Raw genomic sequence first — 25,192 nt, 5'->3', positions numbered from 1 at the left:
GGTTGCCCTCCTAGGATAGTCGCTGCTGGCAGAGGCTCCGTATTGCCTGCGATGCAGGCTGGCCACCACCCCATCCCACCCTGCACAGCCACAGACCGCCGTGTCAGAGGCGGTCGAGATCGATCACGGCAAAACTGGCGACGCTGTCGTGCCCCGCCAACGCTCCACCGTCGCGGGCCAGGCCGACGGTCTGCATGCCAGCCGCCTGGGCGGCGTCCAGTTCCTCGACGATATCGGAGAGAAACAGCACCTCATCGGCCGGATGGCCAATCGCCTGGGCGATGGTGCGATAAGAGTCCACCTCGCGCTTGGGCCCGGAAGTGGTGTCGAAGTAGCCGGAAAACAGCGGCGTCAGGTCGCCCGCCTCGGAGCAGCCGAAAATCAGCTTTTGCGCCTGGATCGAGCCCGAGGAGTAGACGTACAACGCGTAGCCCTCCTGCTTCCAGCGTTTCAGCGCTTCCACCGCATCCGGGTAAACATGGCCCTTGAGCTGGCCGGCCCGATAGCCCTCGGCCCAGATCATGCCCTGCAAGGCCTTGAGTGGCGTGGCCTTGCGGTCTTCGGCAATCCAGCCCAGGAGAATCTCGATCACCCGAAGGGTATCTGCATCCGCCTCGCCACTCTCGACCCGCACCGCCGCCAACTGCGCCGCCACCGCCGGTTGTTCGGCGTTATGCAGGACGAAGTCCGGCAGATGGCGCGCGGCGTAGGGAAACAACACCTCGAAGACAAAACTCACCGCGCTGGTGGTGCCTTCGATATCGGTGAGGATGGCTTTGATCGACATGTTCAACTCCAGAAATCGGTGCGTAGGAGCGGGCCATGCCCGCGAAGGATTAGCTAAACAGATCGCAGGCGGCCCGCTCCTACAGAAGGCATCGTGCCTGGGCGTCAGTCTTCCAGGCGCGGAAAGTGGCTGGCGATGTCCTCGCCGGTGAACTGCGCGACCCAACCCTCGGGGTTGTTGAACAGGCGGATGGCCACGAAGTGCGGGTGCTCGCCCATGTCGAACCAGTGCCGGGTGCCGGCCGGCACCGAGATAAGGTCGTTCTTCTCGCACAGCACGGCGTAGACGTAATCCTCGATATGCAAGCTGAACAAGCCACGACCGGCGACGAAGAAGCGCACCTCGTCCTCGGCATGCCGGTGCTCATCGAGGAACTTGGCGCGCAATTCGGCCTTCTGCGGGTGATCGCGGTTCAGGCTGACCACGTCGACCGTGACATAGCCGCGCTCGCTCATCAATTGTTCGATCTGCGGGCGATAGGCGGCGATCACCTCCTCCTGGCTGGCGCCGGGGGCAAGCGCTGCCAGCGCCTGCCAGCGCTCGAAACGCACACCCACCCCGGCCAGGGTGCTGGCAATATCTTCCAGGTGGGTCAGGACCTTGTTCGGCTGCTCGGGAAGTGACTCGTGGTAGACGCTCAGGCTGCTCATGGTCAGGGGTCTCGTATCGTCAGGTTAGTGCAAGGCGCGCATTTTCAGCTCGCACTCGAAGAGAAACTCGAAGGCTTCGATCTGGCGCAGGGCATCGCTCATCTGCGCGCCCCAGGTGTACAGGCCATGGCCACGGATCAGGTAGCCCACGCAGTCCGGGTGTTGCTCCAGCCAAGGCTGCACCTTGCTGGCCAGGCGGGCAATATCCTGGTCGTTGTCGAAGATCGGCACCGTGACCGTGGATTCGTGGGTGGCGATGCCGCTGAAGGCCTTCTGCAGCTCGTAATCCTCGAATACCAGGTAATCGGCCTTGGTCAGGCGCGACAGCACCGTGGCATTCACCGAATGAGTGTGCAGCACCGCGCCAATCCCGGCCTTCCACCTGTACAGCTGGGTGTGCAACAGGGTTTCGGCTGACGGCTTCTTGCCCGGTTCCAGGCTCTGGCCCTGCATGTCGGTGGCCAGCACATCGTCCAGGCCGAGCTGGCCTTTGTGCTTGCCAGAGACGGTAAGCAAGGCCTCGCTGGCCGACAGGCGGGCGGAATAATTGCTGCTGGTCGCCGGCGACCAGCCACGGCCGTACAGGAAACGGCCGGCATCGACGATCTGCTGGGCGAGTTGTGCGCGGCTCAGGCTCATGGCCTCTCCTCTTGCAAACGGGTGGCAGTGATAACGGCAGCCGCCAGGGCTGCCAGGCTGGCGAGGGCAAAGGTCCAGGCCGGCCCCAGGGTGTTCCAGCTATAGCCGGAGTACAGCGCGCCGAGGGCGCCGCCGACACCGGCCAGGGCGGCGTACAGGGCCTGGCCCTGGCCTTGCTGGCGGTCGGCGAAACTACGCTGCACGAAATGGATGGCAGCGGCATGAAAACTGCCAAAGGTCGCTGCGTGCAACAACTGGGCGAACAATAGTACCGCCAGGTGATCGGCCAGGTTGCCGAGCAACAACCAGCGTCCGGCGGTAATCAGGAAACTGGCCAGTAGCACGCTGCGCAACGAATAGCGCGCCAGCAGCTTGGCCATGAACATGAACAGGACGATTTCCGCCAGCACGCCCAGGGCCCAGAGCTGGCCGATCAGCCCGCGCGAGTACCCCAGCGACTCCAAGTGCAGGGTGAGAAAGGTGTAGTACGGGCCATTGCTCAGCTGCATCAGGCCGACACTGAGGTAAAACGCCAGAATCCCCGGGCGTCGCAACTGGCGGATAAAGCCGCCCTCACCTTCGGTATTCGGGCGCATCTGCGGCTGCGCATTGGGCACCCAGCAACTGCTCAGCACGATGCCGCTCATGATCAGGATCAGCGCCCAGGGATAGGCATCCAGGCTGAGCAGCTCGAACAGCTGGCCCAGGCCGACCACCGCGACGATGAAGCCGATGCTGCCCCACAGGCGAATCTGGCTGTAGCGCGCGGCCTGCTCGCGCAGATGCGCCAGGGTGATGACCTCGAACTGCGGCAGCACGGCGTGCCAGAAGAACGCGTGCAGGGCCATGATCAGCGCCAGCCAGGCGTAGCTCTGGCTGATGAAGATGCCGGCAAAGCACAACAATGTACAGATCGCCCCGAAGCGCACGATGGCCAGGCGCCGCCCGCTGTAGTCACCCAGCCAGCCCCACAGGTTGGGCGCCACGCAGCGCATCAGCATGGGGATCGCCACCAGCTCGCCGATACGCGCGGCGGAAAACCCCAGGTGATCGAAATACAGCGCCAGGAACGGCGCCGTGGCGCCGAGCAGCGAGAAATAGCAGAAGTAGAACCCGGACAGCCGCCAGTACGGCAACGCGGGCGTCATGAGCGGGCTACGGCGTCTATCACAGCTGCGGCAGCACCGGCGTGGTGACGCTGACGCCGGCATTCTGCCCACGGTGACGCAGCAGGTGATCGAGCAGCACGATGGCCATCATTGCCTCGGCGATCGGCGTGGCGCGGATGCCGACGCAGGGATCGTGACGACCTTTGGTGATCACCTCGACCGGATTGCCATGGACATCGATCGACCGCCCTGGCGTGGTGATGCTGGAAGTCGGCTTCAGCGCCAGGTGGGCGACGATCGGCTGCCCGGAGGAAATCCCGCCGAGGATGCCGCCAGCGTTGTTGCTGAGGAAACCTTGCGGGGTCAGCTCGTCGCGGTGCTCGGTGCCGCGCTGGGCGACACTGGCGAAACCGGCGCCGATCTCCACGCCTTTCACCGCATTGATGCTCATCAGGGCGTGGGCCAGCTCGGCGTCCAGGCGGTCGAAAATCGGCTCGCCCAGGCCCGGCATCACGCCCTCGGCGACCACGGTGATTTTCGCCCCGACTGAATCCTGGTCGCGGCGCAGCTGGTCCATATAGGCTTCCAGCTCAGGCACTTTGTCCGGGTCGGGGCTGAAGAAGGCGTTTTCTTCCACCGAGTCCCAGCTCTTGAACGGGATCTCGATCGGGCCGAGCTGGCTCATGTAGCCGCGCACGCTGATACCCAGGGTCGCCAGGTATTTCTTGGCAATGGCGCCGGCCGCCACGCGCATGGCGGTTTCGCGGGCGGAACTGCGGCCACCGCCACGGTAGTCGCGGATGCCGTATTTATGCTGGTAGGTGTAGTCGGCGTGGGCCGGGCGGAACAGGTCCTTGATCGCCGAGTAGTCCTTGGACTTCTGGTCGGTGTTGCGGATCAGCAGCCCGATCGGGCAGCCGGTGGTCTTGCCTTCGAACACCCCGGAGAGGATTTCCACCTCGTCGTCTTCCTGGCGCTGCGTGGTGTGGCGGCTGGTGCCCGGCTTGCGCCGATCGAGGTCGCGCTGCAAATCGGCCAGGGACAGCTCCAGCCCCGGCGGGCAGCCGTCAACGATGGCGACCAGGGCCGGGCCATGGCTTTCGCCAGCGGTGGTGACAGTGAACAGCTTGCCGTAGGTATTGCCGGACATGCAGGACGCTCCGCGAAAATCAGCCACAAACAAAGGCCAGGGAGTATACCCGCCGCGCCCAGGCAGTTCATCCTCGAACCTTAATCCTGAGCATCTGTCTGAGTCAGTGCTGTTGCTCTGCGAAAGCCCAAGCCCGACAGGCACCCTGCGGTGCGTCCGCCCCTCAATCTTCTCAAGTAGCCGTCCCATGCTGCGAGTGTTCGCCCTGATCCTCCCCCTGCTTGCCGGCCTGGCCCAGGCCACGCCCTACACCGTGCTGCAACGCCCGATCAGCCTGGACACCGGCAACGGCGAGTTGCACGGCACCCTGCTGCTGCCGAAAACCACTGCCGCGGTGCCGGTCGCGCTGCTGATCGCCGGCTCCGGGCCGACTGACCGCAACGGCAACAACCCCGGTGGCGGGCACAACGACAGCCTCAAGCGCCTGGCCCAAGCGCTGGCCAAACACGGGATTGCCAGCGTGCGTTACGACAAGCGCGGCGTCGCCGCCAGCCAGGCCGCCACCCCGGATGAGCGTGACCTCAGCGTCGAACGCTATGTCGCCGACGCGGCTGCCTGGGGCCAGTTGCTCAAGGCCGACCCACGCTTCGGCCAGTTGATCCTGGTCGGCCACAGCGAAGGCGCGCTGATCGCCAGCCTCGCCGCCCCGGCTGCGGGGGCCGATGCGCTGATCGCCATCGCCGGCAGTTCGCGGCCGATCGATCAGGTGCTGCGCGAACAGCTGCGCGTGCGCCTGCCACCCAGGCTGCTGACGCCGAGCGAAGTGTTGATCGACAGCCTGAAAGCCGGGCAACCCGTGGCACAGGTGCCCGCCGAGCTACAGGTGCTGTTCCGCCCCAGCGTGCAGCCCTACCTGATTTCGCTGTTTCGCCAGGAGCCAGCCGCCGCCTTCGCCAAGCTGCGGCTACCGACCCTGATCATCCAGGGCAGCCACGACATCCAGATCAGCGTAGGCGATGCCCAGGCGCTCAAAACAGCCAAGCCCGATGCCCAACTGGTGCTGATCGAAGGTATGAACCATGCGCTGCGCATCGTCCCGAACGATGCCAAACAGCAACTGGCGTCCTATAACAACCCGCAGTTGCCGCTGGCGCGGGAGCTGACCGAGCAGATCATCCGCTTCATCCTGCGCAATGGCACAATGCCAGCCTCCAGTGGCGCGACCGCCGGCCGATAAGCCTAAGGCCAGTGCTCTACCTGGCACTAGCGCACCAGGACGCCGCGTATGACCGACAACCAAACCTCACAATCCGACGAAGCCGTGCCCACGGAGGCCTTGCCGCATCCCTGGAGCAACTTGCCCGCCGAACAGCTCCGCCTGCTGCGCCTGGCACCGCTGCCGACGGATGCGTATACCGGTGCGCGGCCGCTGCGCTTCGTGCAATTGGGCCGGGTTGCACGGCACAGCCCGCAACAGAGCCTGCTGCGCCTGAGCCTGGCACTGCCGGGGCAACAGGTGCGCAAAGAGCAGAACGTGCTGGAAGTGTGGGTCGATCACCGCAGCAAAGAAGTCCGCTTCGGCCTCGACAGCGGCCTGTACATCGAGCCGCCGAACCGCGGCCTCGGCCGCTTCCTGCTCGCCCAAGGCATCATCTGGGCCAAGCAGAAATGCGCGCACTACCAGGTCGAGGGCGGCGCGCTGGCGCTCAAAGACGTGCTCAGCGAAGACGCCCGCCAACGCCGCGACCACTTCCTGCGCGCCCAGGGCTTCGACGTCGACTATTGCGACCCGCAACAACTGAAGGCCACCTACGGCGCGGCGCGGGTCAGCGCGCTGCACAGCGACTGGCGGCAGGAAAAGGTGCAGTTCATCGAGTTGCTGGACGCCGCCGCCATGCTGCAACAGGCCGACCAGAACTTGCGCGAGCGGGACGTCAAGCTGCGCAAACAGGACGAGCACCTGGCCATGCTCAAACGTGAAGACGGCGCCTTGCGCTTCACCATCACCTGCCTGGTGGCATTCTGTGTATTTCAGGCCGGTCTGTTGATCTGGATGGCCACGCGCTGAGCGGCGGGGAACAACATCTATCTTGTGGGAGGGGCTTCAGCCGCGACAACCGGTGCACCGCTGCGGGTCGCGGCTAAAGCCCCTCCCATACCCCTTAGCCCTGCAGCCGTGAACGGAACAACGCCTGATGCTGCCGGCACTGCTCGGCCGCCAACAGGAACACGCCATGGCCGCCGCGCTCGAACTCCAGCCAGGTGAAATCCACCTCCGGGTACAACGCTTCGACATGCACCTGGCTGTTGCCAACCTCGACGATCAGCACACCCTTCTCGCTCAAGTGCTCGGCCGCCTCGGCCAGCATGCGCCGCACCAGGTTCAGGCCATCACTGCCGCACGCCAATCCCAGGGCCGGTTCGTGATGGTACTCGGCGGGCATGTCGGCGAAATCTTCGGCGTCGACATAGGGCGGGTTCGACACGATCAGATCGAAACGCTGGCCCGGCAGCCCGCCAAATCCATCGCCCTGCACGGTGTAGACACGCTCTTCCAGGTCATGCCGCTCGATATTCTGGTTCGCCACTTCCAGGGCCTCGAACGAGAGATCGGCGAGCACCACCTCGGCCCGGGGGAACTCGTACGCACAGGCGATACCGATGCAACCCGAACCGGTGCAGAGGTCGAGAATCCGCGCGGGCTCCTGCGGCAACCAAGGGGCAAAGTGCCGCTCGATCAATTCGGCAATCGGCGAACGGGGGATCAATACGCGCTCATCGACCACGAAGGGCATGCCACAGAACCAGGCCTCGCCAAGCAGATAGGCCGTCGGCACGCGCTCCTCGATGCGCTGTTTGAGCAGCGTTTGCAGGTACTCGCGCTCGTCATCCTCCAAGCGACAATCGAGGTAACTGTCGGCAATTTCCCAGGGCAGGTGCACGGCGCCGAGCACCAACTGACGGGCTTCGTCCCAGGCGTTATCGGTACCGTGGCCGAAGAACAATTCTTCGCCATGGAAGCGGCTGACGGCCCAGCGAATATGGTCGCGCAGGGTACGCAATTGGGAGGTTGAAGCAGTCACGGCGGCATCTCCAGAGTCAAGGCGGGCATTTTAGCCGAAGCCGCGCCCGCATCCGCCGATTTCTTGCAATGGCTCTGCGCTCGCCTCTGCCGCCCCGCTCGGCATGACAAAGAGTCGGCAAAAAGGTTCACAGTCATCGCCCGCGGGGTGACAATGGCAGGAATCCGCGTCTGTCAGGAGCCATGTCATGTCCCAACCACAAACCCTACTCCAGCTCACCGGTCGAAGTTACGCACCGGCCAGCCTGAGTAATGCCTGCCTGCTGATCATCGATGCGCAGGAGGAGTACCGCAGTGGTGCGCTGCCATTGCCGGACCTGGATGCGGCCATCGGCGAAATCGCCAGCCTGCTCGCCGCCGCCCGCGCCATCGGTTCGCCCATCGTGCATGTGAAGCACCTCGGGGTGCCCGGCGGCTTTCTCGACCCACAGGGCCCGCGCGGGCGCTTCCTGCCGGAACTGGTACCGCTGCCAGGCGAAATCGTGGTCGAAAAACGGCTGCCCAACGCCTTCTCCGGCACCGAACTGCATGACCGGCTGCAAACCCTCGGCCGTCTCGACCTGATCGTTTGCGGCTTCATGACCCACTCCAGCGTCAGCACCACCGTGCGCGCCTGCAAGGATTACGGCTATCGCTGTACCCTGGTCGACAGCGCCTGCGCCACCCGCGACCTGCCCTATGGCGACGGCCTGATCACGGCCCGGGACCTCCATCGCGCCGAAATGGCGGCCCTGGCGGACAATTTCGCCGCCCTGGTGCCCCAGGCCAAGGCGCTGGTCTGAGGCCCGCGGTCGTGACGAGCATGTCCCATCGGGAAGCCTGCCGACTGAACCTAGCCCGCCGGTGCCGGTCATACCGCCAATACCCTTGAAGGAAGCGGAATGAAAATCTCCGGTGGTTTCGATGCTCGTCGCTTACGCCCACGCGGTCCTGGCAGCTGGCGCTGGCGTTTCGCCGCGGCACTCAGCGCGCTGTTCGCGACGCTCGGTGTACTGCTCGCCATGGCGGGCGCCGCGACCCTGCTCGGCCGCCCGCCGGCGCTGGGCTCACTGAATGCGACCCCCACCGCCGCCGGCATCCTGTTGGCTATCGGGTTGCTGCTGCTGTGGGTCGGCGTGATCGCCTGGCGCAGATGTCGACGGCGCTTGCGCCGACCGAGCGACCTGAGCCTGGCGCCGCACCTGATGAAGAAGCACGACTGACGCCACGGCCGCCCGATGGTTACACTAGGCGCCTTCGCGGAGGCCCCTGATGCAAGACGACGACTTTTCCCTGTTCAAATCCGAGACGCGCGGCGTCAAGCCGATCCAGCACGACCGCGCCGACACCGGCAAACCCAAGGCCGACCGCGCACGGCTCGCCACCCTGCGCCATGCCGCAACGGTGAGCGAGGGCTCGGTCACCGTCGATGGCCTGTCCGATCAGTTCGTCATCGACGTCGGCCCGGAAGATCCGCTGAACTGGGCTCGCGACGGCATGCAGGAAGGCCAGATGCGCAAGCTGAAGCTCGGCCAGATCGCCTTCGAGGGCAGCCTCGACCTGCATGGCATGAGCGTCGAGAAAGCCCGCGACACCCTGTGGGAATTTCTCGCCGAGGCGACCAAGCTGGAAGTACGTTGCGTACGCATCACCCATGGCAAGGCGGTGCGCCTGGATGGCAAACGACCTATGCTCAAAAGCCACGTCAACACCTGGCTGCGCCAACACCCGCAGGCGCTCGGTTTCACCTCATGCCTACCCAAGCATGGCGGCACCGGGGCGATTTACCTGATACTCAAACGCACCATGATGGATGGCCGCGACGAGTAATCTGTTACGCCACAACCCTTGCCAGCCGCAACGCCGCTACCCTACCCTGCGTCTTTGCACACTGCCCATATAAAGTCTTACAGGTAGATCCATGTCCCTGGAACAGAACTACACCGCGATTCTCGGCCAACTGGGCGAGGACGTTTCCCGCGAAGGCCTGCTCGATACGCCCAAACGTGCCGCCAAAGCCATGCAGTACCTCTGCCAGGGCTATACGCAAAGCCTGGAGGCCGTCACCAACGGTGCGCTGTTCAGCTCCGACAACAGCGAAATGGTGCTGGTGAAGAACATCGAGTTGTACTCGCTGTGCGAGCACCACCTGCTGCCCTTCATCGGCAAGGCGCATGTCGCGTACATTCCCAACGGCAAGGTGCTCGGCCTGTCCAAGGTGGCGCGGATCGTCGACATGTATGCGCGGCGCCTGCAGATCCAGGAAAACCTCAGCCGCCAGATCGCCGAGGCGATCCAGCAGGTCACCGGCGCCCTCGGCGTGGCGGTGGTCATCGAAGCCCAGCATATGTGCATGATGATGCGCGGCGTGGAAAAGCAGAATTCCTCGATGGTGACTTCGGTAATGCTCGGCGAGTTCCGCGAAAACGCCGCCACCCGTAGCGAGTTTCTCAGCCTGATCAACTGATCGACCGTTGCTTCGCGCATAAAAAAACCGGCCAATGGCCGGTTTTTTTATGGGTTGCAGGATCGTCCGACTCAGGTGCGGGTGATCGAGGCGCCGCCATCGACCAAGGAGGCGGTACCGCTCACGAACGAGGAATCATCGGAGGCGAGATACAGCACCGAACGCGCCACCTCCTCCGGTTTGGCCACGCGCTTCAGGGCGTGCAGGTTGGTGATAAAGGCTTGCGACTCGGTCGTGTCGTTCATGTCGCGGTACATCGGGGTATCCACTGCGCCCGGCAGGACCGAGTTGACGCGCACGCCCTGCGGGCCGTATTCGGCGGCCAGCGCCTGGGTCAGCCCGATCAGCCCCGACTTGCTCGCGGCATAGGCGGCAACGCCCGGGAAAGCAAAGGAATAACCGACAAAGGTCGAGGTGAAGATAATCGAGCCGCCACCCTGTTTGATCATCTCGGGGATCTGGTGTTTGGCGCCCAGAAAGGCGCTGGTCAGGTTGATGGCCAGGGTCTCGCTCCAGCCCTGCTCGGACACCTCAATGGTCGGCGCCTGTTCGCCCAGGGTACCGGCGTTGTTGAAGGCGATGTCGAGCTGCCCGAAGCGGCTAACCGCCAGGGCCACCAGGGCCTTGGCGAAATCTTCCGACTGCACGTCGCCGGCCAGGGCCACGGCCTCGCCACCGGCGGCAGTGATCTCGGCGACCACCTTCGCCAGTTCGGCTTCACGCCGGGCGGCGATCACGACTTTTGCCCCTTCCGCGGCGAACAACTTGGCGGTGGCCAGGCCAATGCCCGAGCTGGCGCCTGTGACGATGGCTACTTTTCCAGTTAAACGTCCCATTTTTCACCTCTGCTATGTGCTGAATCGGCTGGCGCCGGATGCGCCAGTCGTTGGAGGCCAATCTATGCTTCATATCGAGTTGGAAGAAGGCAGTAAACGTGCTCTTATCATTCATCTTTTATGAACGATAAGAGCCTGAAAAATGGATCGCTTGCGAGCTTTCGAAGTATTCGTAACGGTAGTCAGCCGCGGCAGTTTCACCCGCGCGGCGGATGCCCTCGACACTTCGCCTGCCAACGTGACCCGCTACATCAACGAACTGGAGTCGCACCTCGGGACCCGTCTATTGAATCGTAGTTCACGCAAACTCTCGCTTACAGAAAGCGGCGAAGCACTCTTCGAGCGGAGCAAATCCATCCTCGACGAGGTGGCGGAAACCGAGGCGCTGGTTTCATCCAACGCATTGCAACCGCGCGGCCGGCTGCGCATCAACGCGCCGCTGAGCTTCGGCATTCTGCACTTGGCGCCACTGTGGCCGGCGTTCATGCAGCAGTACCCCGAGGTGGAACTCGACGTGAGCCTGATCGACCGGGTCGTCGATCTGGTCGAGGATGGCTACGACCTGGGCATCCGCATCTCCCGCGCCGGCACCACCAGCCACGCGGCGCGCAAACTGGCGACCTCGCAGAATATTCTGTGCGCCGCGCCCGATTACCTGGAACGCCACGGCCACCCCCAGACCCCGGCCGAACTGCGCGAACATGCCTGTATTTGCTACACCTATTCGGGTGACGAGTGGCAGTTCAGCGATGCCGAAGGCAAGCTCCACAGCGTGAAAGTCAGCGGCCAGATGCACTGCAATAATGGCGACACCGCTCGCGCGGCGGCGCTGGCCGGGCGCGGGGTGATCTGGCAACCGACCTTTCTGCTCGCCGACGACCTGCGCTGCGGCCGCCTGGTACCGCTGCTGCCCGGCTATCGCCTGCCAGAGATCGACATACTGGCCATGTACCCCAGCCGCCGCCACCTGAGTGCCAAGGTGCGGGTGATGGTGGATTTCCTGGTCGAGGCATTCCGTGGCGTAGCGCCCTGGGATCGCCAGGCGCGGTAGCGCAAGCGCTCACACCACCATTGCTTGATCTGGGTCAGGCCCCGCGCTAGAGGGCTTGGATAGTCTTGGCCAAACGCTCACATGCAGTTGAGCGACGCGCTAGGGACACATCCAATGGCCTATCTGAGCTGGCAAGACGACCTGAACACCGGCATTCAAATCATCGACGATCAGCACAGGCGCATCGTCGACATGATCAATCTGCTGATTCGGGCCCAGGAACACGGGCACAGCCGCGATGAAGTCGGCGATGTGCTGAACGAGCTGGTGGATTACACCCTGTCGCATTTCGCCTTCGAGGAATCGCTGCTGGAGGAAGCCGGCTACGCGTTCAGCCGCCCACACAAGCGCGTGCATGACATTTTCATCGGCCGGGTGAGCGAGTTCAACCTGCGCTTCAAGGCCGGCGAAGACATTGCCCAGGAGCTCATCAGCCTGCTGTCGCGCTGGCTGTTCAACCATATCCGCAATGACGATGCCGCCTATGCCCAGACGGTAAAGGACAACATGAACCGGCTGGTCCGCGACAAGCACGCCGACGGCTGGTTCTCGCGCTCGATCAGGAAATTTTTCAACTAGGGCGTTTCTTGCCGAGCCGGCCCTCGGACGAGGTGTCGGGCCAGAGCAGGCACATTCAGGTAAGCTGCACCCCTCGAATCGTCACCGAAAGGGCATGCTGCAGTGTTTATCAAAGCATTACGAGTTGGCTTGGGCCAACTGATCGTTTTCCTCGACTTCATCACCCGCCCGCGCAAGATGCGCCGCCCGGCTGAAGTGCAGGCCCAGGTCAACAAGGCCGCGGCGGGGCTTTCGCTCTACCAGTTTCATGCCTGCCCCTTCTGCGTGCGTACCCGTCGCACCATCCATCGCCTGAACCTGCCGATTAGCCTGCGCGACGCCAAAAACGACGCGCAAGACCGGCAAACCCTGCTGGCCGAAGGTGGCGCGATCAAGGTGCCGTGCCTGCGCATCGAAGAAAACGGCCAGACCACCTGGATGTACGAATCCAAGGTCATCATGCAGTACCTGCAGGACCGCTTCGCCGCCTATTGAAGCCCGCCTCGGGGGAACGTCCGTAGCCGGGTGTAGAGCGAAAGCCGGCGCTCTCCATCCAGGCGCCCCTCTCAGCCAGGGATCGGTCGCATGTAGGTTGGGCTGAGCCCCGCGAAGCCCAACACTCCGCGCAGCGCCGACCTAACGGCTACGACCATCGACCTTCACCACCGTCAACGCCTGCAGATCCACCCCATCCAGGCAGCGCACATTCACCGCGGCCATCGCCGCGCCCTTGTTCATGGCTTCGCCGAACGGTGCGCAGCCACAGGTCGGGCAAAAGTGATGCTGGATTTGCCGGGTGTGGAACAGGTAAGTCGCCAGGTCGGCTTCAGGCGTATCGAGGCGCAACTGTTCGCGGGGCACGAACCAGAACAGATAGCCGCGTTTGCTGCACAACGAGCAATTGCACTCCATTACCTGGCTCAGCTCACCCTCGACCTCGAAAGCGATCTTTCCACAATGGCATCCACCTTGATAACGCATAGCTGCACCTCCGAGTCAGGGTTATTGCCAGGTTCAAGCCCACAACACTAGCCCAGCTCCGACCCACCGGTCGAAAAACCAAGTCCGCGTCAGCTCCTGCAAGGCAGAACGCAAAACCTGTAGAAGCGGGCCATGCCCGCGACCTGCTGACCTTACGGCTTTTCGCGGGCATGGCCCGCTCCGACTAAAGGCTACGACCCGGCACAACTTTCAACGAGCCAGGGTCGAAAAAAAACCGGCCAATGGCCGGTTTCAGTCTCAGCCCGCATGACGCTCAGTCGTGCATCCCGACATGCAGCGGGTGGCCAGCGATGCGCTGCATCCAGGCTTGGATCGCCGGGTAGCCGTTGAGGTCGAAACCACCCTCGTCCGCCACATGGGTGTAGGCGTAGAGCGCGATATCGGCAATCGAGTAGTGCTCACCCACCAGGTATGGCGTGCGTTCGAGCTGCTGCTCCATCACTTTCAGTGCCTTTTTGCCACGCACTTGGCAGGTCTGGTATTCCTCCAGCCGCTCGGCCGGCATGCCTTGATACAGCTGGATAAAACGCGCCACGGCGATATACGGCTCGTGGCTGTATTGTTCGAAGAACTGCCACTGCAACACCTGCGTGCGCAGACGCGGCTCGCTCGGCAGGAACTCGCTGCCATCGGCGAGGAAATTCAGGATGGCATTGGACTCCCACAGGCAGCTGCCGTCTTCGAACTGCAGCACCGGAATCTTGCCATTGGGGTTCATCGCCAGAAACTCGGGGGTCTGGGTCTCGCCCTTGAGGATATCGACCGGCACCCACTTCGACTCCTTGCCGAGTAGGTGCAGCATCAGTTTGATCTTGTAGCAGTTGCCCGAACGGTAATCGCCGTAAACCTTGTACATCGCAACCTCCTGTTAAGCCGCTTCTGCGGCCTGTGCCTGGCGAATCACATTGGCCAGCCGTTGCAGCCCTTCGCTCAGGCGCTCCGGGGCGATATGGCTGAAGTTCAGCCGCAGGTAGCCCGGATTCTGCTCGGGATGGGTAAAGAACGGCTCACCCGGCATAAAGGCCACATTTTGCTCCAGCGCGGGCTTTAGCAAGGTACGGGTGTCCAGCGGCTGCTTCAGGGTCAGCCAGAAGAACAGCCCGCCCTGGGGAATGTTCCAGTTCGCCAGCTCGCCGAAATGCTGCTCCAGGGCGACCTGCATGGCATCGCGGCGCACCCGGTAGAAGTCCCGTAGTTCGGCCAGGTGTTCGCGGTAATGCTGAGTGCCGATCCACTGCAACGCCTGCCACTGGCCGACGCGATTGGTGTGCAGATCCGCCGATTGCTTGAGCCGCAGCAAGTGCGGGAACAGGTCCGGCGTGGCAATCAAGAAGCCCACTCGCAAGCCCGGCAACAGGGTTTTCGAGACCGTGCCGGTGTAGATCCAGCTGGCCCTTTTCAAGCGACTGACGATTGGCGTGGCGCTGCCGGCATCGAACACCAGTTCGCGGTACGGCTCGTCTTCGATCAGGGTCACGCCGAACTCGTCCAGCAGCGCGGCTACGGCATCGCGCTTGGCCTCGCTGTAGCGCACGCCGGACGGATTCTGGAAGGTCGGGATCAGGTAGGCGAAAGACGGCTTGTGCTGTTGCAGGCGCTCACGCAATGTCTCCAGCTGCGGGCCGTCGGCTTCCTGCGGCACGGTGATGCAGTCAGCGCCGAACAACTGGAAGGCTTGAAGCGCGGCCAGGTAGGTCGGCGCCTCGAGCAGCACTTCGGTGCCCGGGTCGATGAACAGCTTGGAAGCCAGGTCCAGGGTCTGCTGCGAGCCGCTGACGATCAGCACCTGGCTGGCGTCGCAGGGCACGCCCAATTCCCGCGCTTCGGCGGCGATGGCTTCGCGCAGCTCCGGCTCGCCTTCGCTCATGCCGTATTGGCCCATGCCCACCGGCATGTCCGCCCACTCCACGCGCGGCAACATCGGCTCGGCCGGCAGGCCACCGGCGAACGACATCACTTCCGGACGCTGCGCCGCAGCCAGGATTTCGCGGATCAAAGAGCTTTTGAGGCGGGAGATACGTTCGGAGAAAGCCATTCAAGTCACCAGTAGCGAAGGCAAGGAAAAATAAGTCAAACTGATTGACCGAAACTACGATGCTCCGGGTAGATACGTCAATATGCTTGACCTGAATGTTTAACCTAAAAAGCACAACCACTCAGCAGGCCGCCATGGAGGCCTTCTTCTTCGGCTACCAGGCGTTCACCGCCAAAGCCGACGAAATGCTGGCGCGGCGCGGGTTGAGCCGGGTACACCATCGCATCTTGTTTTTCATCGCCCGCCACCCCGGCTTGAGCATGAAAGAGCTGCTCGCCGCGCTCGGGGTCAGCAAGCAGGCGCTGAACATCCCGCTGCGGCAACTGATGGAAATGCACCTGGTACAGAGCATGACCGCCGAGGATGACAAGCGTAAACGCCTGCTCGGCTTCACCGTCGAGGGCGCCAAGCTGGAACTGGCCCTGCGCCGCGAGCAGGCCAAGCTGCTGCAACGGGTATTCAATGAGGCCGGCGAAGCCGCGGTCAACGGCTGGCTGGAAGTCAACCAGGCACTCGGCCGAACCCGCCAGTCGGGCGGCGTTGAAGACTGAGCGCAAGGCCCCTGCGCCACTCATCTCGAACCCCAGTACCCAGCGCCAGCCCGCAGGTCGAGCGACTGTACGGCCGATTGCGCCAACCGCTGTATCGGGACGCCGTCCACCGCCGCGCTTAGGCTGAGTGCTGTCGCTGGAGAGAGCCACCATGAGCCCGGAACTGCTGATCGCCTTTATCGCCTTTGCCTTCGTCACCTCGGTAACACCGGGGCCGAACAACATGATGCTGCTCGCCTCTGGGGTGAACTTCGGCCTGCGCCGCAGCCTGCCGCACATGTTCGGCATCAGCCTGGGTTTCATGGTGCTGGTGATGGCCGTTGGCTTGGGCCTGGGCCAGTTGTTCGAGCAAGTACCGCTGCTCTACAGCGTGCTGCGCTACGCCGGGGCCGCCTACCTGCTGTACCTGGCGTGGAAAATCTCCCGTTCCGGCGCGCCGGACACCGGCGACGGTGAGCAAGGCAAACCCTTCAGTTTTCTCCAGGCCGCCGCGTTCCAGTGGGTCAATCCCAAGGCCTGGGTGATGGCCATCGGCGCGATCACCACCTATACGCCGCAGGAAAACTTCCTGGTCAATGTACTGCTGATCGCCGCGTTGTTCGCCCTGGTCAATTGCCCCAGCGTCGGCTTGTGGACCGTCGCCGGCAGCCTGCTGCGCAACTGGCTGAGCAACCCGCGCGTGCTGCGCTGCTTCAATATCGGCATGGCGCTGCTGCTGGTCGTCTCGCTCTATCCTATTCTCGGAGACTTCTAGTGAGCGAACCCAGGTACCCTGCAATGAGCGAGGCCTCTGCCCCCCAGGCAAATCCTGCACCGCTGCGCCCACTGGCCGACTCCTCGCCCTCGGCCGTGGTGGCGGGCTTTATCGCGATGATGACCGGCTATACCAGCTCGCTGGTGCTGATGTTCCAGGCTGGCCAAGCCGCCGGGCTGACCAGCGGGCAAATCTCCTCATGGATCTGGGCGTTGTCGATCGGCATGGCGATCTGCAGCATCGGCCTGTCGCTGCGCTATCGCACGCCGATCACCGTGGCCTGGTCGACCCCCGGCGCAGCACTGCTGATCACCAGCCTGTCCGGCGTAGCCTACGGCGAGGCGATCGGCGCCTACATCACCTGCGCCGTGCTGGTGACCATCTGCGGCCTGACCGGCAGTTTCGAGCGCCTGGTAAAACGCCTGCCCGCCTCGCTGGCCGCCGCCTTGCTGGCCGGTATCCTGTTCAAGATCGGCAGCGAGATCTTCGTCGCCGCGCAGCACCGCACCGGCCTGGTGCTTGGCATGCTGATCACCTACCTGCTGATCAAACGGGTCCAGCCGCGCTATGCCGTACTCGCTGCCCTGCTGGTCGGCACGCTGCTCTCTGGCGCGCTCGGGCTGCTGGATTTCAGCGCTTTCAGCCTGGAGCTGGCCACCCCGGTCTGGACCACGCCGTCGTTCTCCCTGGCGGCCACCATCAGCATCGGCATTCCACTGTTCGTGGTGGCGATGACCTCGCAGAACATGCCCGGCATTGCCGTATTACGCGCCGACGGCTACACGGTGCCCGCCTCGCCCCTGATCACCGTGACCGGTGTCGCCTCGCTGCTGTTGGCGCCCTTCGGCTCCCACGGAGTCAACCTAGCGGCGATCAGTGCCGCGATCTGCACCGGCCCGCACGCCCATGAAGATCACCGCAAGCGTTACACCGCCGCCGTCTGGTGCGGGGTTTTCTACGGCATCGCCGGGATCTTCGGCGCCACGCTGGCGGCACTGTTTGCCGCGCTGCCCAAGGAACTGGTGCTGTCGATCGCGGCACTGGCACTGTTCGGTTCGATCATCAACGGCCTGACCAATGCCATGAGCGTGGCGAAGGAACGCGAAGCGGCGCTGATCACCTTTATGGTCACCGCCTCGGGCTTCAGCCTGTTCTCCATCGGCTCGGCGTTCTGGGGCATAGTCGCCGGCGTGCTGACGCTGCTGATCCTGAATTGGGGCAAGGACTGAGCAGGGAACGCAGCTTTTGTTTATTGGATTCCCGCCTTCACGCACTACTGTCCGGAATAAATTGGCAGTTTCGTAGGGTGGGGTTAGGCGCCTGATTGCAGGCTATCTGCTGGCACGAGCCCGTTGCCGTAATCCACCAGGCGGCTAAGCCGTGCAACCATCGGTGGGTTAGGCGGCGCCACCCCCTTTGCGCTTGCGGGTAGACCCGGCTCTGCGCCGCGAACCCACCCTACAAGCTTACAAGCGGAAGTGTCCGACCATGCCCTGCAGCTCGTTGCTCAGGGACGCCAGCTCGACGCTGGACGCCGCGGTGCCCTCCATCGCCAATGACGACTGATCGGCACTGCTGCGGATATTGGTCACGCTGCGGTTGATCTCTTCCGCCACCGAGCTTTGCTGCTCGGCCGCGGCGGCGATCTGCTGGTTCATCTGGTGAATCACCGACACGGCGGCGGCGATGCTGCCCAGCGCACTTTCAGTCTGCAACGCATCACTCACGGTCAGTTCAACCAAGGCGCTGCTGCTCTGGATCTGTGTGACCGAGCTTTGCGCTCCCTGTTGCAAGGCCGCCACCAGCCGCTCGATTTCCGCGGTGGACTGCTGCGTACGCTTGGCCAGCGCGCGCACCTCGTCGGCCACCACGGCAAAACCACGGCCCTGCTCGCCGGCGCGAGCGGCTTCGATGGCGGCGTTGAGGGCCAGCAAGTTGGTCTGTTCGGCGACACTTTTGATCACCCCCAGCACGGAACCAATGTTCTGAATTTCCTGGCTGAGGCTCTGGATACTTTGGCTGGCCGAGCCGGATGAGGCCGATAACTGCTCGATCCGCGCCAGGGTCTTGCGCACCACATCCTGGCCGTTGGCGACCTTGGCGTCCGCCGTTTCCGCGGCGCCGGCAGCCTCCTCGGCATTGCGCGCGACATCGTGCACGGTGGCCGTCATCTGGTTCATGGCGGTGGCAACCTGCTCGGTTTCCTCCTTCTGGTTGGCGACCTCGGCATTGGTCTGCTCGGTCACCGTCGACAGCGAGCGCGCCGACGCGGCGATCTGGTTGATGCCGGCCTGCAAGCCGCTGACCATGCCGCTGAGGCTGGCGGACATCTGCTGCATGGCGCTCATCAACTGGCCGATTTCATCGCGGCCGCGCACTTCGATGCGGGTGCTCAGGTCACCCTCGGCAATCCGCTTGGCCACAGAGATCACACTGCGCAACGGTCCGACTATGACGCGGGTGATCAGCAATGACGCCGCCAACCCGACCAGCAGGGCCAGGGCCGAGGAACCGAGAATCAGCACCGAGTTGGCCTTCAATTCGCGCTGCATGGCCGCGTCCTGTTCGCTGTAGGCCTGATCGACCTGCACCACCACCTGCTCGGCGCGCTCGCGCATTTGCGTATAGACCTGCCGCTCCTTGCCCAACAGCTCGGTGTACTCGGTCAACTTGGCGCTGAAGTTGGTGATATGGCCACTGACTTCGTTGAGTACGGTCAGGTAACCCGAGTCCTTCACCCCGGCCTTGAGCTGCTCGGCCAGAGCCAAGGCTTCATCGGCCTGGGCGATCTTGGTCGAGGCCACTTCCTCGCCCTCGGCGGCCTTGCGGCTCAGGGCCAGGCGCGCGTGGGCCTCGTTCATCGCCTGCAGCATCAGCCGGGAAACCTGGCTGACCTGACTGGCCTGGGTGATGAACTCCGAACCCTGCTGGCCCTGCGAATCCTTCAACTCGTAGGCCCCATCATCGGCCAGGCCGGCCTGCAGCAGATCCAAGTTGTTGGCCACGCTGGTCACCGACCAACTGGCCATCTCCAGCGCCAGGTCCTTGGCCAGCGCCAGCTCGACGAACTGGTCGAAAGAAGCACGGTAAGCACCGACCGCCTGCTCCACCGCGTCCATAGCCGGGGCGCTGGCGGGGGACTGGGCCTTCAGTTCGGCACTCAAGGCCAGAATCGATTCGACGCCCTTGCGCAGCGCTTCCACCGACTTGGGATCGCCGCTGATGGAAAACGCCTGCTCATCCAGACGTACCCGCAGCACCGCGCTGTTGATCGCCGACATCTGCTTGAGGCCGTCGAACCGCTGACTGATGGCCTGCAGCGAGCTCAGGCCAATCGCCGCCACCACACCGGTGAGCAGCAGGACCAGGCCAAAACCGGTGCCAAGCTTCTTCGCCATCCCCAGGTTGGCAAAACTGCGTTGCAAGGCGGAAATCATTGCGCTCAGTCCCCTATCGAATGCTAACGGCAGTGCCAAACAGCCCTGCCATTCAAGATCCATGCAGATTTGCGGTGAGAGGCCCTCAAGCACAAGCCCATTCGCAAACCCGGATGGCAAATAGCTATGCCGGCGTCGCTTTCAGAACAGAGGCCGACTGACAGCTTTTCAGCCACCGCTAACTAACGCTTCGGCCAGACATGAAGAAGGCGCCCGAAGGCGCCTGCTCATGCACGCTTTCGGGCAAAAAAGACTTACGCCTCTGCCACCAGTTCCTGGCCGTGCAGCCTGTTCACCCACCAGCCAAACGCCGCGGCGGTGAAGAACATGATGATGCTGTAGACCGCCGCCGGAATGGCCATGGTCGGGTTGTTCAGCAGCATCGGGCTCATCGCCAGGGCAATGGCCAGGGTGCCGTTGTGGATGCCGATCTCCATGCCTATGGCTATCGCCTGGCGCTGCGATAACTTGAGCAGGCGCGGCACGCAATAACCGACCGCGAGGCTGATCAGATTGAAACTGAGCGCCGCCATACCGACCAGAGGCGCGTAATCGATAAAGGTCTTCCAGTCCTTCACCAGCGCCAGCATCACGATCAGCGCGAGAAACACGGCCGAGACGATTTTCACCGGCGTCTGCATCCGCTCGGCCAACGCGGGGAAGCGGCTACGCAAGAACATGCCGATCGCCACCGGGACGAGCACGATGGCGAACACCTGCAGTACCTTGGCGAATTGCAGCGGGATCGCCTGATCGCCCTGCATGAAATACAGCAGCGCGAAGTTGACGATCAGCGGCATGGTCAAAATGGCGATCACCGAATTCACCGCCGTCAGGCTGATATTCAGCGCCACATCGCCATGGGCCAAGTGGCTGTAGAGGTTCGCCGTGGTACCGCCCGGGGATGCGGCCAGCAGCATCAACCCCACGGCCAGCGCCGGCTCAAGCTTGAAGCCCACGGCCAGGCCGAAGCACACCAGCGGCAGGAGCAGAATCTGGCAACCCAGGCCGATCAGCACCGGTTTGGGGAATTTGGCCACGCGAGTGAAGTCGGCCAAGGTCAACGACAGCCCAAGACCGAGCATGATGATGCCGAGCGCGATGGGCAGGAATAAAGACAGCAAGGGGCTGGCGGTCATTCTTATTGTTCTCCATAGGATGTATCGGTCGATTCTGCGCAACCGCGCGGCTCACGGCAGTGACTTTACGCGCCAGAAGATTGGATGCAGCAACTCTAGTCGGGAAATTCCCAGGCAAGCGCCACTTGCGCTCGCTCGATCCGCTTACTGGATTCCCGCCTTCGCGGGGAGGACAAGGTTCGCGGGCAATTTGACCTTGATCCATGCATTGCAACGGCTGGCTCAGACCTGGCCAAACAAAAGGCCATGTACCCGTTAACTGTTGTGTGGGGCAGCCCAGCGCTTCCGGCAGAAAAAACTCTGGCTGAATGCACTTTGTGTACCGCTCAAGCATCCGGCGCCAGCCCAGATGGTTGACGAGGTACTTGGTCGCCACAGCATGAAAGCGCACCATCCAGCGCTTCAGTCGGCGGTGCTAAGCATTGACGTTCTGGATATGAAAAGCCGCTTCTTGGATGCGCAATCCTGGCCTGGCATGCACCTTCTTGTGGGTGACCCCGTTGCTACGCGCAAACGCTGCATAGACCGTCACGCTGGAACTGGGCCGCACGGTCGGCATTCTCATGCCGCATCTGAACGGCGTACGCTTGAGCACCAGCACCGACAGCCTGGCCTGGTTCGCCCGTCAGCTCGCGCGTCTGTCGTTCGGCTTCGAGATCGAGCAACCGGCGCAACTGCGCTCAGCCGTGCGTGAACATGCGCCATGCATGCTGCGGCTGGCGCAATAACAGCGCTACAACCACCACTACAACCACCGCTACAATCCCGGCTTCTCCACCACGGCCTCAAGCTGGGCCAGTCCCTGCTCGAAATCACCGCCAACCATCTTGTCCATGTCCATCACCAGGTGCAGGGCTTTGGCCAGGAAGTTGTTGCTGCCGGTCATGGTCCAGGTCACCCGGGTTCCTTCGCCCTCGGGAGTAAAACTGAATACCACGTCATTGCTGGCCTGAAAGGGTTTGAGAAACTCCAGCCTGATGCGGATCAGCTGGTTCGGACGGCTTTCAGTGATGGTCGTGCTGCCTTCGCCGACCTCCTTGTTGCCGACCCACCTGTAGATCGCGCCAACACCCGCGCCCGGCCCCTCGAAGGTTTTCTGCATCGCGGGGTCGCGTTTCGCCCACGGCGACCACTGCTGCCAGTGGTGAAAATCATTGACCTGGGCAAACACCTCGGTCGCCGGCGCGGCCATGCTGGCCGAGCGCTCGACGCGGAACTCGGCCGGCTGCCGGGCCACCACGAACAACAACCCGGCGACAATAAGCAGTAACGCGATAAGCACATAGCCGAACATGCTGACTCCTTTCCCGTTCATGACCTCACCCTCCGGCCGCCACGGCCGCTATCGTGCCAATTGATGCACGCTGTTGGGCACGGCTCAGGGTTGCAGATCGAACAACGCCTTGCCGCTCTCCATATCGAAGGGCATGGAGAAATGCTCATGGGCAATCAGCCACTGGCCGTTTTGTTTGCGATAGCCCTGGGTCACGCGCATCCACGACGATTGCGCCTTACCGTCGGCATCGGTACCGCCACAGTGGCAGAGGTAGTAGCCAAGCCCGAGATCGCCGCTGGTTTCGAGCGTCGGCTGATAGATTTCGAACACGCCCGGCCCGGGGCACATGGCCATGCAGGCTTGCCAATGGGCCTTGTAGGCCGCCTTGCCCTTGAATTGCAGTTGGGCGATGGCATCGAAGGCGATGATCTGCGCCGTGTAGTGGCTGACGATGCGCTCGACATCCTGGGCGAGCACGGCTTTTACCCAATTGCCCAGCAGTTCGTTCAGTTGGGCCTGGTCGTCTTGCATGCGGGTTGCGGTATTCATGTCGTTCTCCTTGGTTAGCGGCTCGCGATCGAACCTCAAGCGTGTTCAGCGGCGGCGCAGCAGTCATGTGCCTCGTCCGCTGCGTTGTAACGGTCGTGCAGCCGGGTGAAGGCTTTTTCCTTGGCCAGCAGCGCTGTTCGCTGCGTCAGCCAGTGCGCCTGGGTAATGATTGGCGGGTAGTCATTGCGGTTCATGGCGAGAACTCCCTGTGCTGGGTTGAGTTGTGGCCGGGCCAGACGGCACACGGCGTTTCTTCGCGACCCCCCACGCGCCCAGGCCACTGACGGTGGTAAGGCCGGCGAATGCGAACGAGGCGCGACAGAGTGGGCACATGGCGACGCACCTCCCTATTGCGCCCGTCAGACGTCCAGTTGCCGGACCGGCCGGACTTCAACGCTGCCGACCCGGGCGGCGGGAATCTTGCCGGCGATCTGCAGGGCTTCGTTCAGATCGCGGGCATCGACCAGGTAGAAGCCGGCCAGTTGCTCCTTGGTTTCCGCGAAGGGCCCGTCGGTGATCGACAGCTTGCCGCCGCGCATGCGCACGGTGGTGGCGGTCTGCACCGACTGCAACGCCTCGGCGGCGATCATCCGGCCGCTGGCGTGCACCGATTCGCTGTAGGCCTGGCACTCCTCGTCACGCGGGCTGTCGGGCAGGCTGTGCAGCAGGTGTTCGTCGCTGTAGACCAGGCATAGGTATTTCATGACGTCCTCCAGATCCGACGGTGATCCTCGATTACCGAGTAGTCGTGTGGCGGCGAGCGGAATCGACATCGCCACGGAAAAAAATTTCAGCGCCGACCAACGGCATTGGCCAGGCCGGATCAGCCGCCGGCGAGCTCTCGCAGGCGACCTTCGAGAAACTGCCGGTCCGGACCTTGCTGCGCCAGTTCCAGCGCGCGCTGATAGGCGGCCCGCGCGGCGGCCGTCTGGCCCAGGCGACGGTAAAGGTCGGCCCGGGCGGCATGGGCCAGGTGGTAATCGTTCAGCTCGCCGCGCAGTACCAACGCCTCGATCAGCTCCAGCCCGGCTTGCGGGCCTTCGTGCATGGCCACGGCCACCGCCCGATTGAGTTCGACCACCGGCGATGGCGCCGCCTGCAACAGCGCATCGTAGAGCCCGACGATCTGCGCCCAGTCAGTGGCTGGGGCATCCGCCGCCTCGGCATGCACGGCCGCAATGGCCGCTTGCAAGGTGTAAGGGCCGATGCGCCGCGAATGCAGCGCCTGCAGTACCAGCGCATCGCCTTCGGCGATCAGCTCGCGGCGCCAGAGCGAGCGGTCCTGATCGCCGAGCAGCACCGGCTCGCCGCTCGCCGAGGTGCGCGCCGGGCGCCGCGACTCGTGCAGCAGCATCAGGGCCAGCAGCCCCATCACGTCCGAGTCGGGCAGCAACTCCAGCAGCAGCCGGCCCAGGCGGATGGCCTCGTTCGACAGATGGCTGCGGGTCAGGGAGTCACCCGAGCTGGCGAAGTAGCCCTCGTTGAACACCAGGTAGATCACCCGCAACACCGCGTCCAGGCGCTCCGGCAGCTCGGCAAGCCCTGGCACTTCGTAGGGAATCCGCGCATCGCGGATCTTGCTCTTGGCGCGCACGATGCGCTGGGCCACGGTGCTCGGCTGGGTGAGAAAGGCCCGAGCGATTTCTTCAGTGCTCAGATCGCAGATTTCCCGCAAGGTCAGGGCCACCTGGGCATCCGCCGCCAGGGCCGGGTGGCAGCAGGTGAAGATCAGCCGCAGGCGGTCATCCTCGACGCGCTCGTCCTCCTCCGTGCCGGCTGACGCGCTGAGTTCGGCGTGCTCGTCCAAGGCCTCGAAGCGCGCCTGCCGGCGCAGCCCGTCGATCGCCTTGAAGCGCCCGGCGGAGACCAGCCAGGCCCGCGGGTTGGCCGGCACGCCGTCGCGCGGCCACTGTTCCATCGCCACGCGAAACGCCTCATGCAAGGCTTCTTCGGCAAGGTCGAAGTCGCCCAACAGACGAATCAGCGTGGCCAGCACCCGACGCGACTCGTCGCGATAGAGCCTGTCCAGCTCGCTGCGTAGCTGCGCTGAAACCTGCATGTCCACCCTTGCGCTCCGTCTTGACTGCTCAGAATTAGCCAGCACGCTGGCGCCTACAGTATGTACAAGGCAATGCAAGCGTAGTTCCGAACAAGGATTTTTCACCGCTCGCCGGTCATCCGACGCAAGGGCTTGGCCAGGG

Annotated in this window: 30 protein-coding genes and 1 pseudogene; 13 read left to right on the top strand and 18 right to left on the bottom strand. The window is 63.5% G+C overall.

Annotation, left to right across the window (positions count from 1 at the left end):
* Nucleotides 1-103 precede the first annotated feature (103 nt).
* The 5 genes from mtnC to aroC form a co-directional block, all read right to left on the bottom strand.
* The gene (mtnC, locus tag AC3IYG_RS08250; protein WP_489313299.1) at nucleotides 104-787 is read right to left on the bottom strand and encodes an acireductone synthase; all 684 of its coding nucleotides are present in this window, start codon (nucleotides 785-787) and stop codon (nucleotides 104-106) included.
* 104 nt (nucleotides 788-891) lie between these two features.
* Nucleotides 892-1,437 carry a 1,2-dihydroxy-3-keto-5-methylthiopentene dioxygenase gene (locus AC3IYG_RS08245; protein WP_489313298.1) on the bottom strand — a complete coding sequence of 182 codons (546 nt, stop codon included), beginning with the start codon at nucleotides 1,435-1,437 and terminating at the stop codon, nucleotides 892-894.
* A gap of 24 nt (nucleotides 1,438-1,461) precedes the next feature.
* Entirely contained in the window at nucleotides 1,462-2,076 is a 615-nt protein-coding gene (locus AC3IYG_RS08240; protein WP_489313297.1) for a methylthioribulose 1-phosphate dehydratase, read from the bottom strand.
* Nucleotides 2,073-3,224 carry an MFS transporter gene (locus AC3IYG_RS08235; protein WP_489313296.1) on the bottom strand — a complete coding sequence of 384 codons (1,152 nt, stop codon included), beginning with the start codon at nucleotides 3,222-3,224 and terminating at the stop codon, nucleotides 2,073-2,075. Before AC3IYG_RS08235 ends, AC3IYG_RS08240 begins: the two co-directional genes overlap by 4 nt.
* Before the next feature lie 19 nt (nucleotides 3,225-3,243).
* The gene (aroC, locus tag AC3IYG_RS08230) at nucleotides 3,244-4,335 is read right to left on the bottom strand and encodes a chorismate synthase (RefSeq protein ID WP_489313295.1); all 1,092 of its coding nucleotides are present in this window, start codon (nucleotides 4,333-4,335) and stop codon (nucleotides 3,244-3,246) included.
* A 187-nt stretch (nucleotides 4,336-4,522) separates the two neighbouring features.
* Between aroC and AC3IYG_RS08225 the strand changes: the two genes are divergently transcribed.
* Nucleotides 4,523-5,512 (top strand): alpha/beta hydrolase, encoded by a 990-nt coding sequence (locus AC3IYG_RS08225; RefSeq protein WP_489313294.1) that lies wholly within the window; start codon nucleotides 4,523-4,525, stop codon nucleotides 5,510-5,512.
* A 48-nt stretch (nucleotides 5,513-5,560) separates the two neighbouring features.
* On the top strand, nucleotides 5,561-6,343 hold the full coding sequence (locus tag AC3IYG_RS08220) for a hypothetical protein (protein WP_489313293.1): 783 nt from the start codon (nucleotides 5,561-5,563) through the stop codon (nucleotides 6,341-6,343).
* A gap of 94 nt (nucleotides 6,344-6,437) precedes the next feature.
* Here the strand turns inward: AC3IYG_RS08220 and prmB are convergent, their stop codons facing one another.
* Complete coding sequence (prmB, locus tag AC3IYG_RS08215) at nucleotides 6,438-7,358, bottom strand: 50S ribosomal protein L3 N(5)-glutamine methyltransferase (RefSeq protein ID WP_489313292.1); 921 nt, start codon at nucleotides 7,356-7,358, stop codon at nucleotides 6,438-6,440.
* 187 nt (nucleotides 7,359-7,545) lie between these two features.
* On the opposite strand from prmB, the gene AC3IYG_RS08210 reads away from it, so the two are divergent.
* From AC3IYG_RS08210 to folE, 4 genes are all read left to right on the top strand, one after another.
* Nucleotides 7,546-8,139 (top strand): cysteine hydrolase family protein, encoded by a 594-nt coding sequence (locus tag AC3IYG_RS08210; RefSeq protein ID WP_489313291.1) that lies wholly within the window; start codon nucleotides 7,546-7,548, stop codon nucleotides 8,137-8,139.
* A gap of 99 nt (nucleotides 8,140-8,238) precedes the next feature.
* Nucleotides 8,239-8,559: a hypothetical protein gene (locus AC3IYG_RS08205; RefSeq protein WP_489313290.1), complete on the top strand. Its 321-nt coding sequence runs from the start codon at nucleotides 8,239-8,241 to the stop codon at nucleotides 8,557-8,559.
* A gap of 49 nt (nucleotides 8,560-8,608) precedes the next feature.
* Entirely contained in the window at nucleotides 8,609-9,166 is a 558-nt protein-coding gene (locus tag AC3IYG_RS08200) for a Smr/MutS family protein (protein ID WP_489313289.1), read from the top strand.
* Between the two features lie 91 nt (nucleotides 9,167-9,257).
* A complete protein-coding gene (gene folE / locus AC3IYG_RS08195) occupies nucleotides 9,258-9,803 on the top strand; it encodes a GTP cyclohydrolase I FolE (RefSeq protein ID WP_489313288.1) in 546 nt (181 codons plus the stop codon).
* A gap of 71 nt (nucleotides 9,804-9,874) precedes the next feature.
* On the opposite strand, the gene AC3IYG_RS08190 is transcribed toward folE, so the two are convergent.
* The gene (locus AC3IYG_RS08190; protein WP_489313287.1) at nucleotides 9,875-10,639 is read right to left on the bottom strand and encodes an SDR family oxidoreductase; all 765 of its coding nucleotides are present in this window, start codon (nucleotides 10,637-10,639) and stop codon (nucleotides 9,875-9,877) included.
* A 142-nt stretch (nucleotides 10,640-10,781) separates the two neighbouring features.
* Between AC3IYG_RS08190 and AC3IYG_RS08185 the strand changes: the two genes are divergently transcribed.
* The 3 genes from AC3IYG_RS08185 (at nucleotide 10,782) to AC3IYG_RS08175 (ending at nucleotide 12,743) form a co-directional block, all read left to right on the top strand.
* A complete protein-coding gene (locus AC3IYG_RS08185) occupies nucleotides 10,782-11,690 on the top strand; it encodes a LysR family transcriptional regulator (RefSeq protein WP_489313286.1) in 909 nt (302 codons plus the stop codon).
* Between the two features lie 114 nt (nucleotides 11,691-11,804).
* A complete protein-coding gene (locus tag AC3IYG_RS08180) occupies nucleotides 11,805-12,269 on the top strand; it encodes a bacteriohemerythrin (RefSeq protein ID WP_489313285.1) in 465 nt (154 codons plus the stop codon).
* A gap of 102 nt (nucleotides 12,270-12,371) precedes the next feature.
* The gene (locus tag AC3IYG_RS08175; RefSeq protein WP_489313284.1) at nucleotides 12,372-12,743 is read left to right on the top strand and encodes a glutathione S-transferase N-terminal domain-containing protein; all 372 of its coding nucleotides are present in this window, start codon (nucleotides 12,372-12,374) and stop codon (nucleotides 12,741-12,743) included.
* 141 nt (nucleotides 12,744-12,884) lie between these two features.
* Here AC3IYG_RS08175 and AC3IYG_RS08170 read toward each other — a convergent pair whose 3' ends face one another.
* From AC3IYG_RS08170 to AC3IYG_RS08160, 3 genes are all read right to left on the bottom strand, one after another.
* Nucleotides 12,885-13,229: a GFA family protein gene (locus tag AC3IYG_RS08170; RefSeq protein ID WP_489313283.1), complete on the bottom strand. Its 345-nt coding sequence runs from the start codon at nucleotides 13,227-13,229 to the stop codon at nucleotides 12,885-12,887.
* A gap of 274 nt (nucleotides 13,230-13,503) precedes the next feature.
* Entirely contained in the window at nucleotides 13,504-14,106 is a 603-nt protein-coding gene (locus AC3IYG_RS08165; RefSeq protein WP_489313282.1) for a glutathione S-transferase family protein, read from the bottom strand.
* A 12-nt stretch (nucleotides 14,107-14,118) separates the two neighbouring features.
* A complete protein-coding gene (locus AC3IYG_RS08160; RefSeq protein WP_489313281.1) occupies nucleotides 14,119-15,285 on the bottom strand; it encodes an aminotransferase-like domain-containing protein in 1,167 nt (388 codons plus the stop codon).
* 95 nt (nucleotides 15,286-15,380) lie between these two features.
* Here AC3IYG_RS08160 and AC3IYG_RS08155 point away from each other — a divergent pair, with 95 nt between their 5' ends.
* From AC3IYG_RS08155 to AC3IYG_RS08145, 3 genes are all read left to right on the top strand, one after another.
* A complete protein-coding gene (locus AC3IYG_RS08155; RefSeq protein ID WP_489313280.1) occupies nucleotides 15,381-15,836 on the top strand; it encodes a MarR family winged helix-turn-helix transcriptional regulator in 456 nt (151 codons plus the stop codon).
* A 151-nt stretch (nucleotides 15,837-15,987) separates the two neighbouring features.
* Nucleotides 15,988-16,590: a LysE family translocator gene (locus AC3IYG_RS08150; RefSeq protein WP_489313279.1), complete on the top strand. Its 603-nt coding sequence runs from the start codon at nucleotides 15,988-15,990 to the stop codon at nucleotides 16,588-16,590.
* 23 nt (nucleotides 16,591-16,613) lie between these two features.
* Nucleotides 16,614-17,819, top strand: coding sequence for a benzoate/H(+) symporter BenE family transporter (locus tag AC3IYG_RS08145; RefSeq protein ID WP_489313278.1), 1,206 nt, complete (start codon nucleotides 16,614-16,616; stop codon nucleotides 17,817-17,819).
* A 237-nt stretch (nucleotides 17,820-18,056) separates the two neighbouring features.
* Here the strand turns inward: AC3IYG_RS08145 and AC3IYG_RS08140 are convergent, their stop codons facing one another.
* The 3 genes and pseudogenes from AC3IYG_RS08140 to AC3IYG_RS08130 form a co-directional block, all read right to left on the bottom strand.
* On the bottom strand, nucleotides 18,057-18,761 hold the full coding sequence (locus tag AC3IYG_RS08140; protein ID WP_489313867.1) for a methyl-accepting chemotaxis protein: 705 nt from the start codon (nucleotides 18,759-18,761) through the stop codon (nucleotides 18,057-18,059).
* Nucleotides 18,762-18,962: 201 nt separating this feature from the next.
* Nucleotides 18,963-19,142 (bottom strand): annotated as a pseudogene (locus tag AC3IYG_RS08135) (HAMP domain-containing protein); the annotation flags it as partial.
* A gap of 1,139 nt (nucleotides 19,143-20,281) precedes the next feature.
* Nucleotides 20,282-21,166 (bottom strand): bile acid:sodium symporter family protein, encoded by an 885-nt coding sequence (locus tag AC3IYG_RS08130; RefSeq protein WP_489313277.1) that lies wholly within the window; start codon nucleotides 21,164-21,166, stop codon nucleotides 20,282-20,284.
* Between the two features lie 563 nt (nucleotides 21,167-21,729).
* Here AC3IYG_RS08130 and AC3IYG_RS08125 point away from each other — a divergent pair.
* Nucleotides 21,730-21,894, top strand: coding sequence for a WCX domain-containing protein (locus tag AC3IYG_RS08125; protein ID WP_489313276.1), 165 nt, complete (start codon nucleotides 21,730-21,732; stop codon nucleotides 21,892-21,894).
* A 29-nt stretch (nucleotides 21,895-21,923) separates the two neighbouring features.
* On the opposite strand, the gene AC3IYG_RS08120 is transcribed toward AC3IYG_RS08125, so the two are convergent.
* The 5 genes from AC3IYG_RS08120 to AC3IYG_RS08100 all read right to left on the bottom strand — a co-directional run bounded on the left by AC3IYG_RS08120 (nucleotide 21,924) and on the right by AC3IYG_RS08100 (nucleotide 25,050).
* Complete coding sequence (locus AC3IYG_RS08120; RefSeq protein WP_489313275.1) at nucleotides 21,924-22,481, bottom strand: SRPBCC family protein; 558 nt, start codon at nucleotides 22,479-22,481, stop codon at nucleotides 21,924-21,926.
* Between the two features lie 63 nt (nucleotides 22,482-22,544).
* Nucleotides 22,545-22,991 carry a YybH family protein gene (locus tag AC3IYG_RS08115; RefSeq protein ID WP_489313274.1) on the bottom strand — a complete coding sequence of 149 codons (447 nt, stop codon included), beginning with the start codon at nucleotides 22,989-22,991 and terminating at the stop codon, nucleotides 22,545-22,547.
* A 35-nt stretch (nucleotides 22,992-23,026) separates the two neighbouring features.
* Nucleotides 23,027-23,185: a hypothetical protein gene (locus AC3IYG_RS08110; RefSeq protein ID WP_489313273.1), complete on the bottom strand. Its 159-nt coding sequence runs from the start codon at nucleotides 23,183-23,185 to the stop codon at nucleotides 23,027-23,029.
* A gap of 165 nt (nucleotides 23,186-23,350) precedes the next feature.
* A complete protein-coding gene (locus AC3IYG_RS08105) occupies nucleotides 23,351-23,695 on the bottom strand; it encodes a YciI family protein (RefSeq protein WP_489313272.1) in 345 nt (114 codons plus the stop codon).
* A 119-nt stretch (nucleotides 23,696-23,814) separates the two neighbouring features.
* Nucleotides 23,815-25,050: an RNA polymerase sigma factor gene (locus AC3IYG_RS08100; protein ID WP_489313271.1), complete on the bottom strand. Its 1,236-nt coding sequence runs from the start codon at nucleotides 25,048-25,050 to the stop codon at nucleotides 23,815-23,817.
* Between the last annotated feature and the right edge of the window lie 142 nt (nucleotides 25,051-25,192).

The sequence above is a fragment of the Pseudomonas sp. KH_027 genome, from assembly GCF_057838565.1.
This window is presented reverse-complemented; position numbering and strand designations above follow the sequence as displayed.

Bases quoted from the DNA above. Each gene is read 5' to 3' on its own strand.
- mtnC (WP_489313299.1), bottom strand. From the start codon at position 787: ATGTCGATCAAAGCCATCCTCACCGATATCGAAGGCACCACCAGCGCG.
- AC3IYG_RS08245 (WP_489313298.1), bottom strand. From the start codon at position 1,437: ATGAGCAGCCTGAGCGTCTACCACGAGTCACTTCCCGAGCAGCCGAAC.
- AC3IYG_RS08240 (WP_489313297.1), bottom strand. From the start codon at position 2,076: ATGAGCCTGAGCCGCGCACAACTCGCCCAGCAGATCGTCGATGCCGGC.
- AC3IYG_RS08235 (WP_489313296.1), bottom strand. From the start codon at position 3,224: ATGACGCCCGCGTTGCCGTACTGGCGGCTGTCCGGGTTCTACTTCTGC.
- aroC (WP_489313295.1), bottom strand. From the start codon at position 4,335: ATGTCCGGCAATACCTACGGCAAGCTGTTCACTGTCACCACCGCTGGC.
- AC3IYG_RS08225 (WP_489313294.1), top strand. From the start codon at position 4,523: ATGCTGCGAGTGTTCGCCCTGATCCTCCCCCTGCTTGCCGGCCTGGCC.
- AC3IYG_RS08220 (WP_489313293.1), top strand. From the start codon at position 5,561: ATGACCGACAACCAAACCTCACAATCCGACGAAGCCGTGCCCACGGAG.
- AC3IYG_RS08210 (WP_489313291.1), top strand. From the start codon at position 7,546: ATGTCCCAACCACAAACCCTACTCCAGCTCACCGGTCGAAGTTACGCA.
- AC3IYG_RS08205 (WP_489313290.1), top strand. From the start codon at position 8,239: ATGAAAATCTCCGGTGGTTTCGATGCTCGTCGCTTACGCCCACGCGGT.
- AC3IYG_RS08200 (WP_489313289.1), top strand. From the start codon at position 8,609: ATGCAAGACGACGACTTTTCCCTGTTCAAATCCGAGACGCGCGGCGTC.
- folE (WP_489313288.1), top strand. From the start codon at position 9,258: ATGTCCCTGGAACAGAACTACACCGCGATTCTCGGCCAACTGGGCGAG.
- AC3IYG_RS08190 (WP_489313287.1), bottom strand. From the start codon at position 10,639: ATGGGACGTTTAACTGGAAAAGTAGCCATCGTCACAGGCGCCAGCTCG.
- AC3IYG_RS08185 (WP_489313286.1), top strand. From the start codon at position 10,782: ATGGATCGCTTGCGAGCTTTCGAAGTATTCGTAACGGTAGTCAGCCGC.
- AC3IYG_RS08180 (WP_489313285.1), top strand. From the start codon at position 11,805: ATGGCCTATCTGAGCTGGCAAGACGACCTGAACACCGGCATTCAAATC.
- AC3IYG_RS08170 (WP_489313283.1), bottom strand. From the start codon at position 13,229: ATGCGTTATCAAGGTGGATGCCATTGTGGAAAGATCGCTTTCGAGGTC.
- AC3IYG_RS08165 (WP_489313282.1), bottom strand. From the start codon at position 14,106: ATGTACAAGGTTTACGGCGATTACCGTTCGGGCAACTGCTACAAGATC.
- AC3IYG_RS08160 (WP_489313281.1), bottom strand. From the start codon at position 15,285: ATGGCTTTCTCCGAACGTATCTCCCGCCTCAAAAGCTCTTTGATCCGC.
- AC3IYG_RS08155 (WP_489313280.1), top strand. From the start codon at position 15,381: ATGTTTAACCTAAAAAGCACAACCACTCAGCAGGCCGCCATGGAGGCC.
- AC3IYG_RS08150 (WP_489313279.1), top strand. From the start codon at position 15,988: ATGAGCCCGGAACTGCTGATCGCCTTTATCGCCTTTGCCTTCGTCACC.
- AC3IYG_RS08145 (WP_489313278.1), top strand. From the start codon at position 16,614: ATGAGCGAGGCCTCTGCCCCCCAGGCAAATCCTGCACCGCTGCGCCCA.
- AC3IYG_RS08140 (WP_489313867.1), bottom strand. From the start codon at position 18,761: ATGACGGCCACCGTGCACGATGTCGCGCGCAATGCCGAGGAGGCTGCC.
- AC3IYG_RS08130 (WP_489313277.1), bottom strand. From the start codon at position 21,166: ATGACCGCCAGCCCCTTGCTGTCTTTATTCCTGCCCATCGCGCTCGGC.
- AC3IYG_RS08125 (WP_489313276.1), top strand. From the start codon at position 21,730: ATGCCGCATCTGAACGGCGTACGCTTGAGCACCAGCACCGACAGCCTG.
- AC3IYG_RS08120 (WP_489313275.1), bottom strand. From the start codon at position 22,481: ATGAACGGGAAAGGAGTCAGCATGTTCGGCTATGTGCTTATCGCGTTA.
- AC3IYG_RS08115 (WP_489313274.1), bottom strand. From the start codon at position 22,991: ATGAATACCGCAACCCGCATGCAAGACGACCAGGCCCAACTGAACGAA.
- AC3IYG_RS08110 (WP_489313273.1), bottom strand. From the start codon at position 23,185: ATGAACCGCAATGACTACCCGCCAATCATTACCCAGGCGCACTGGCTG.
- AC3IYG_RS08105 (WP_489313272.1), bottom strand. From the start codon at position 23,695: ATGAAATACCTATGCCTGGTCTACAGCGACGAACACCTGCTGCACAGC.
- AC3IYG_RS08100 (WP_489313271.1), bottom strand. From the start codon at position 25,050: ATGCAGGTTTCAGCGCAGCTACGCAGCGAGCTGGACAGGCTCTATCGC.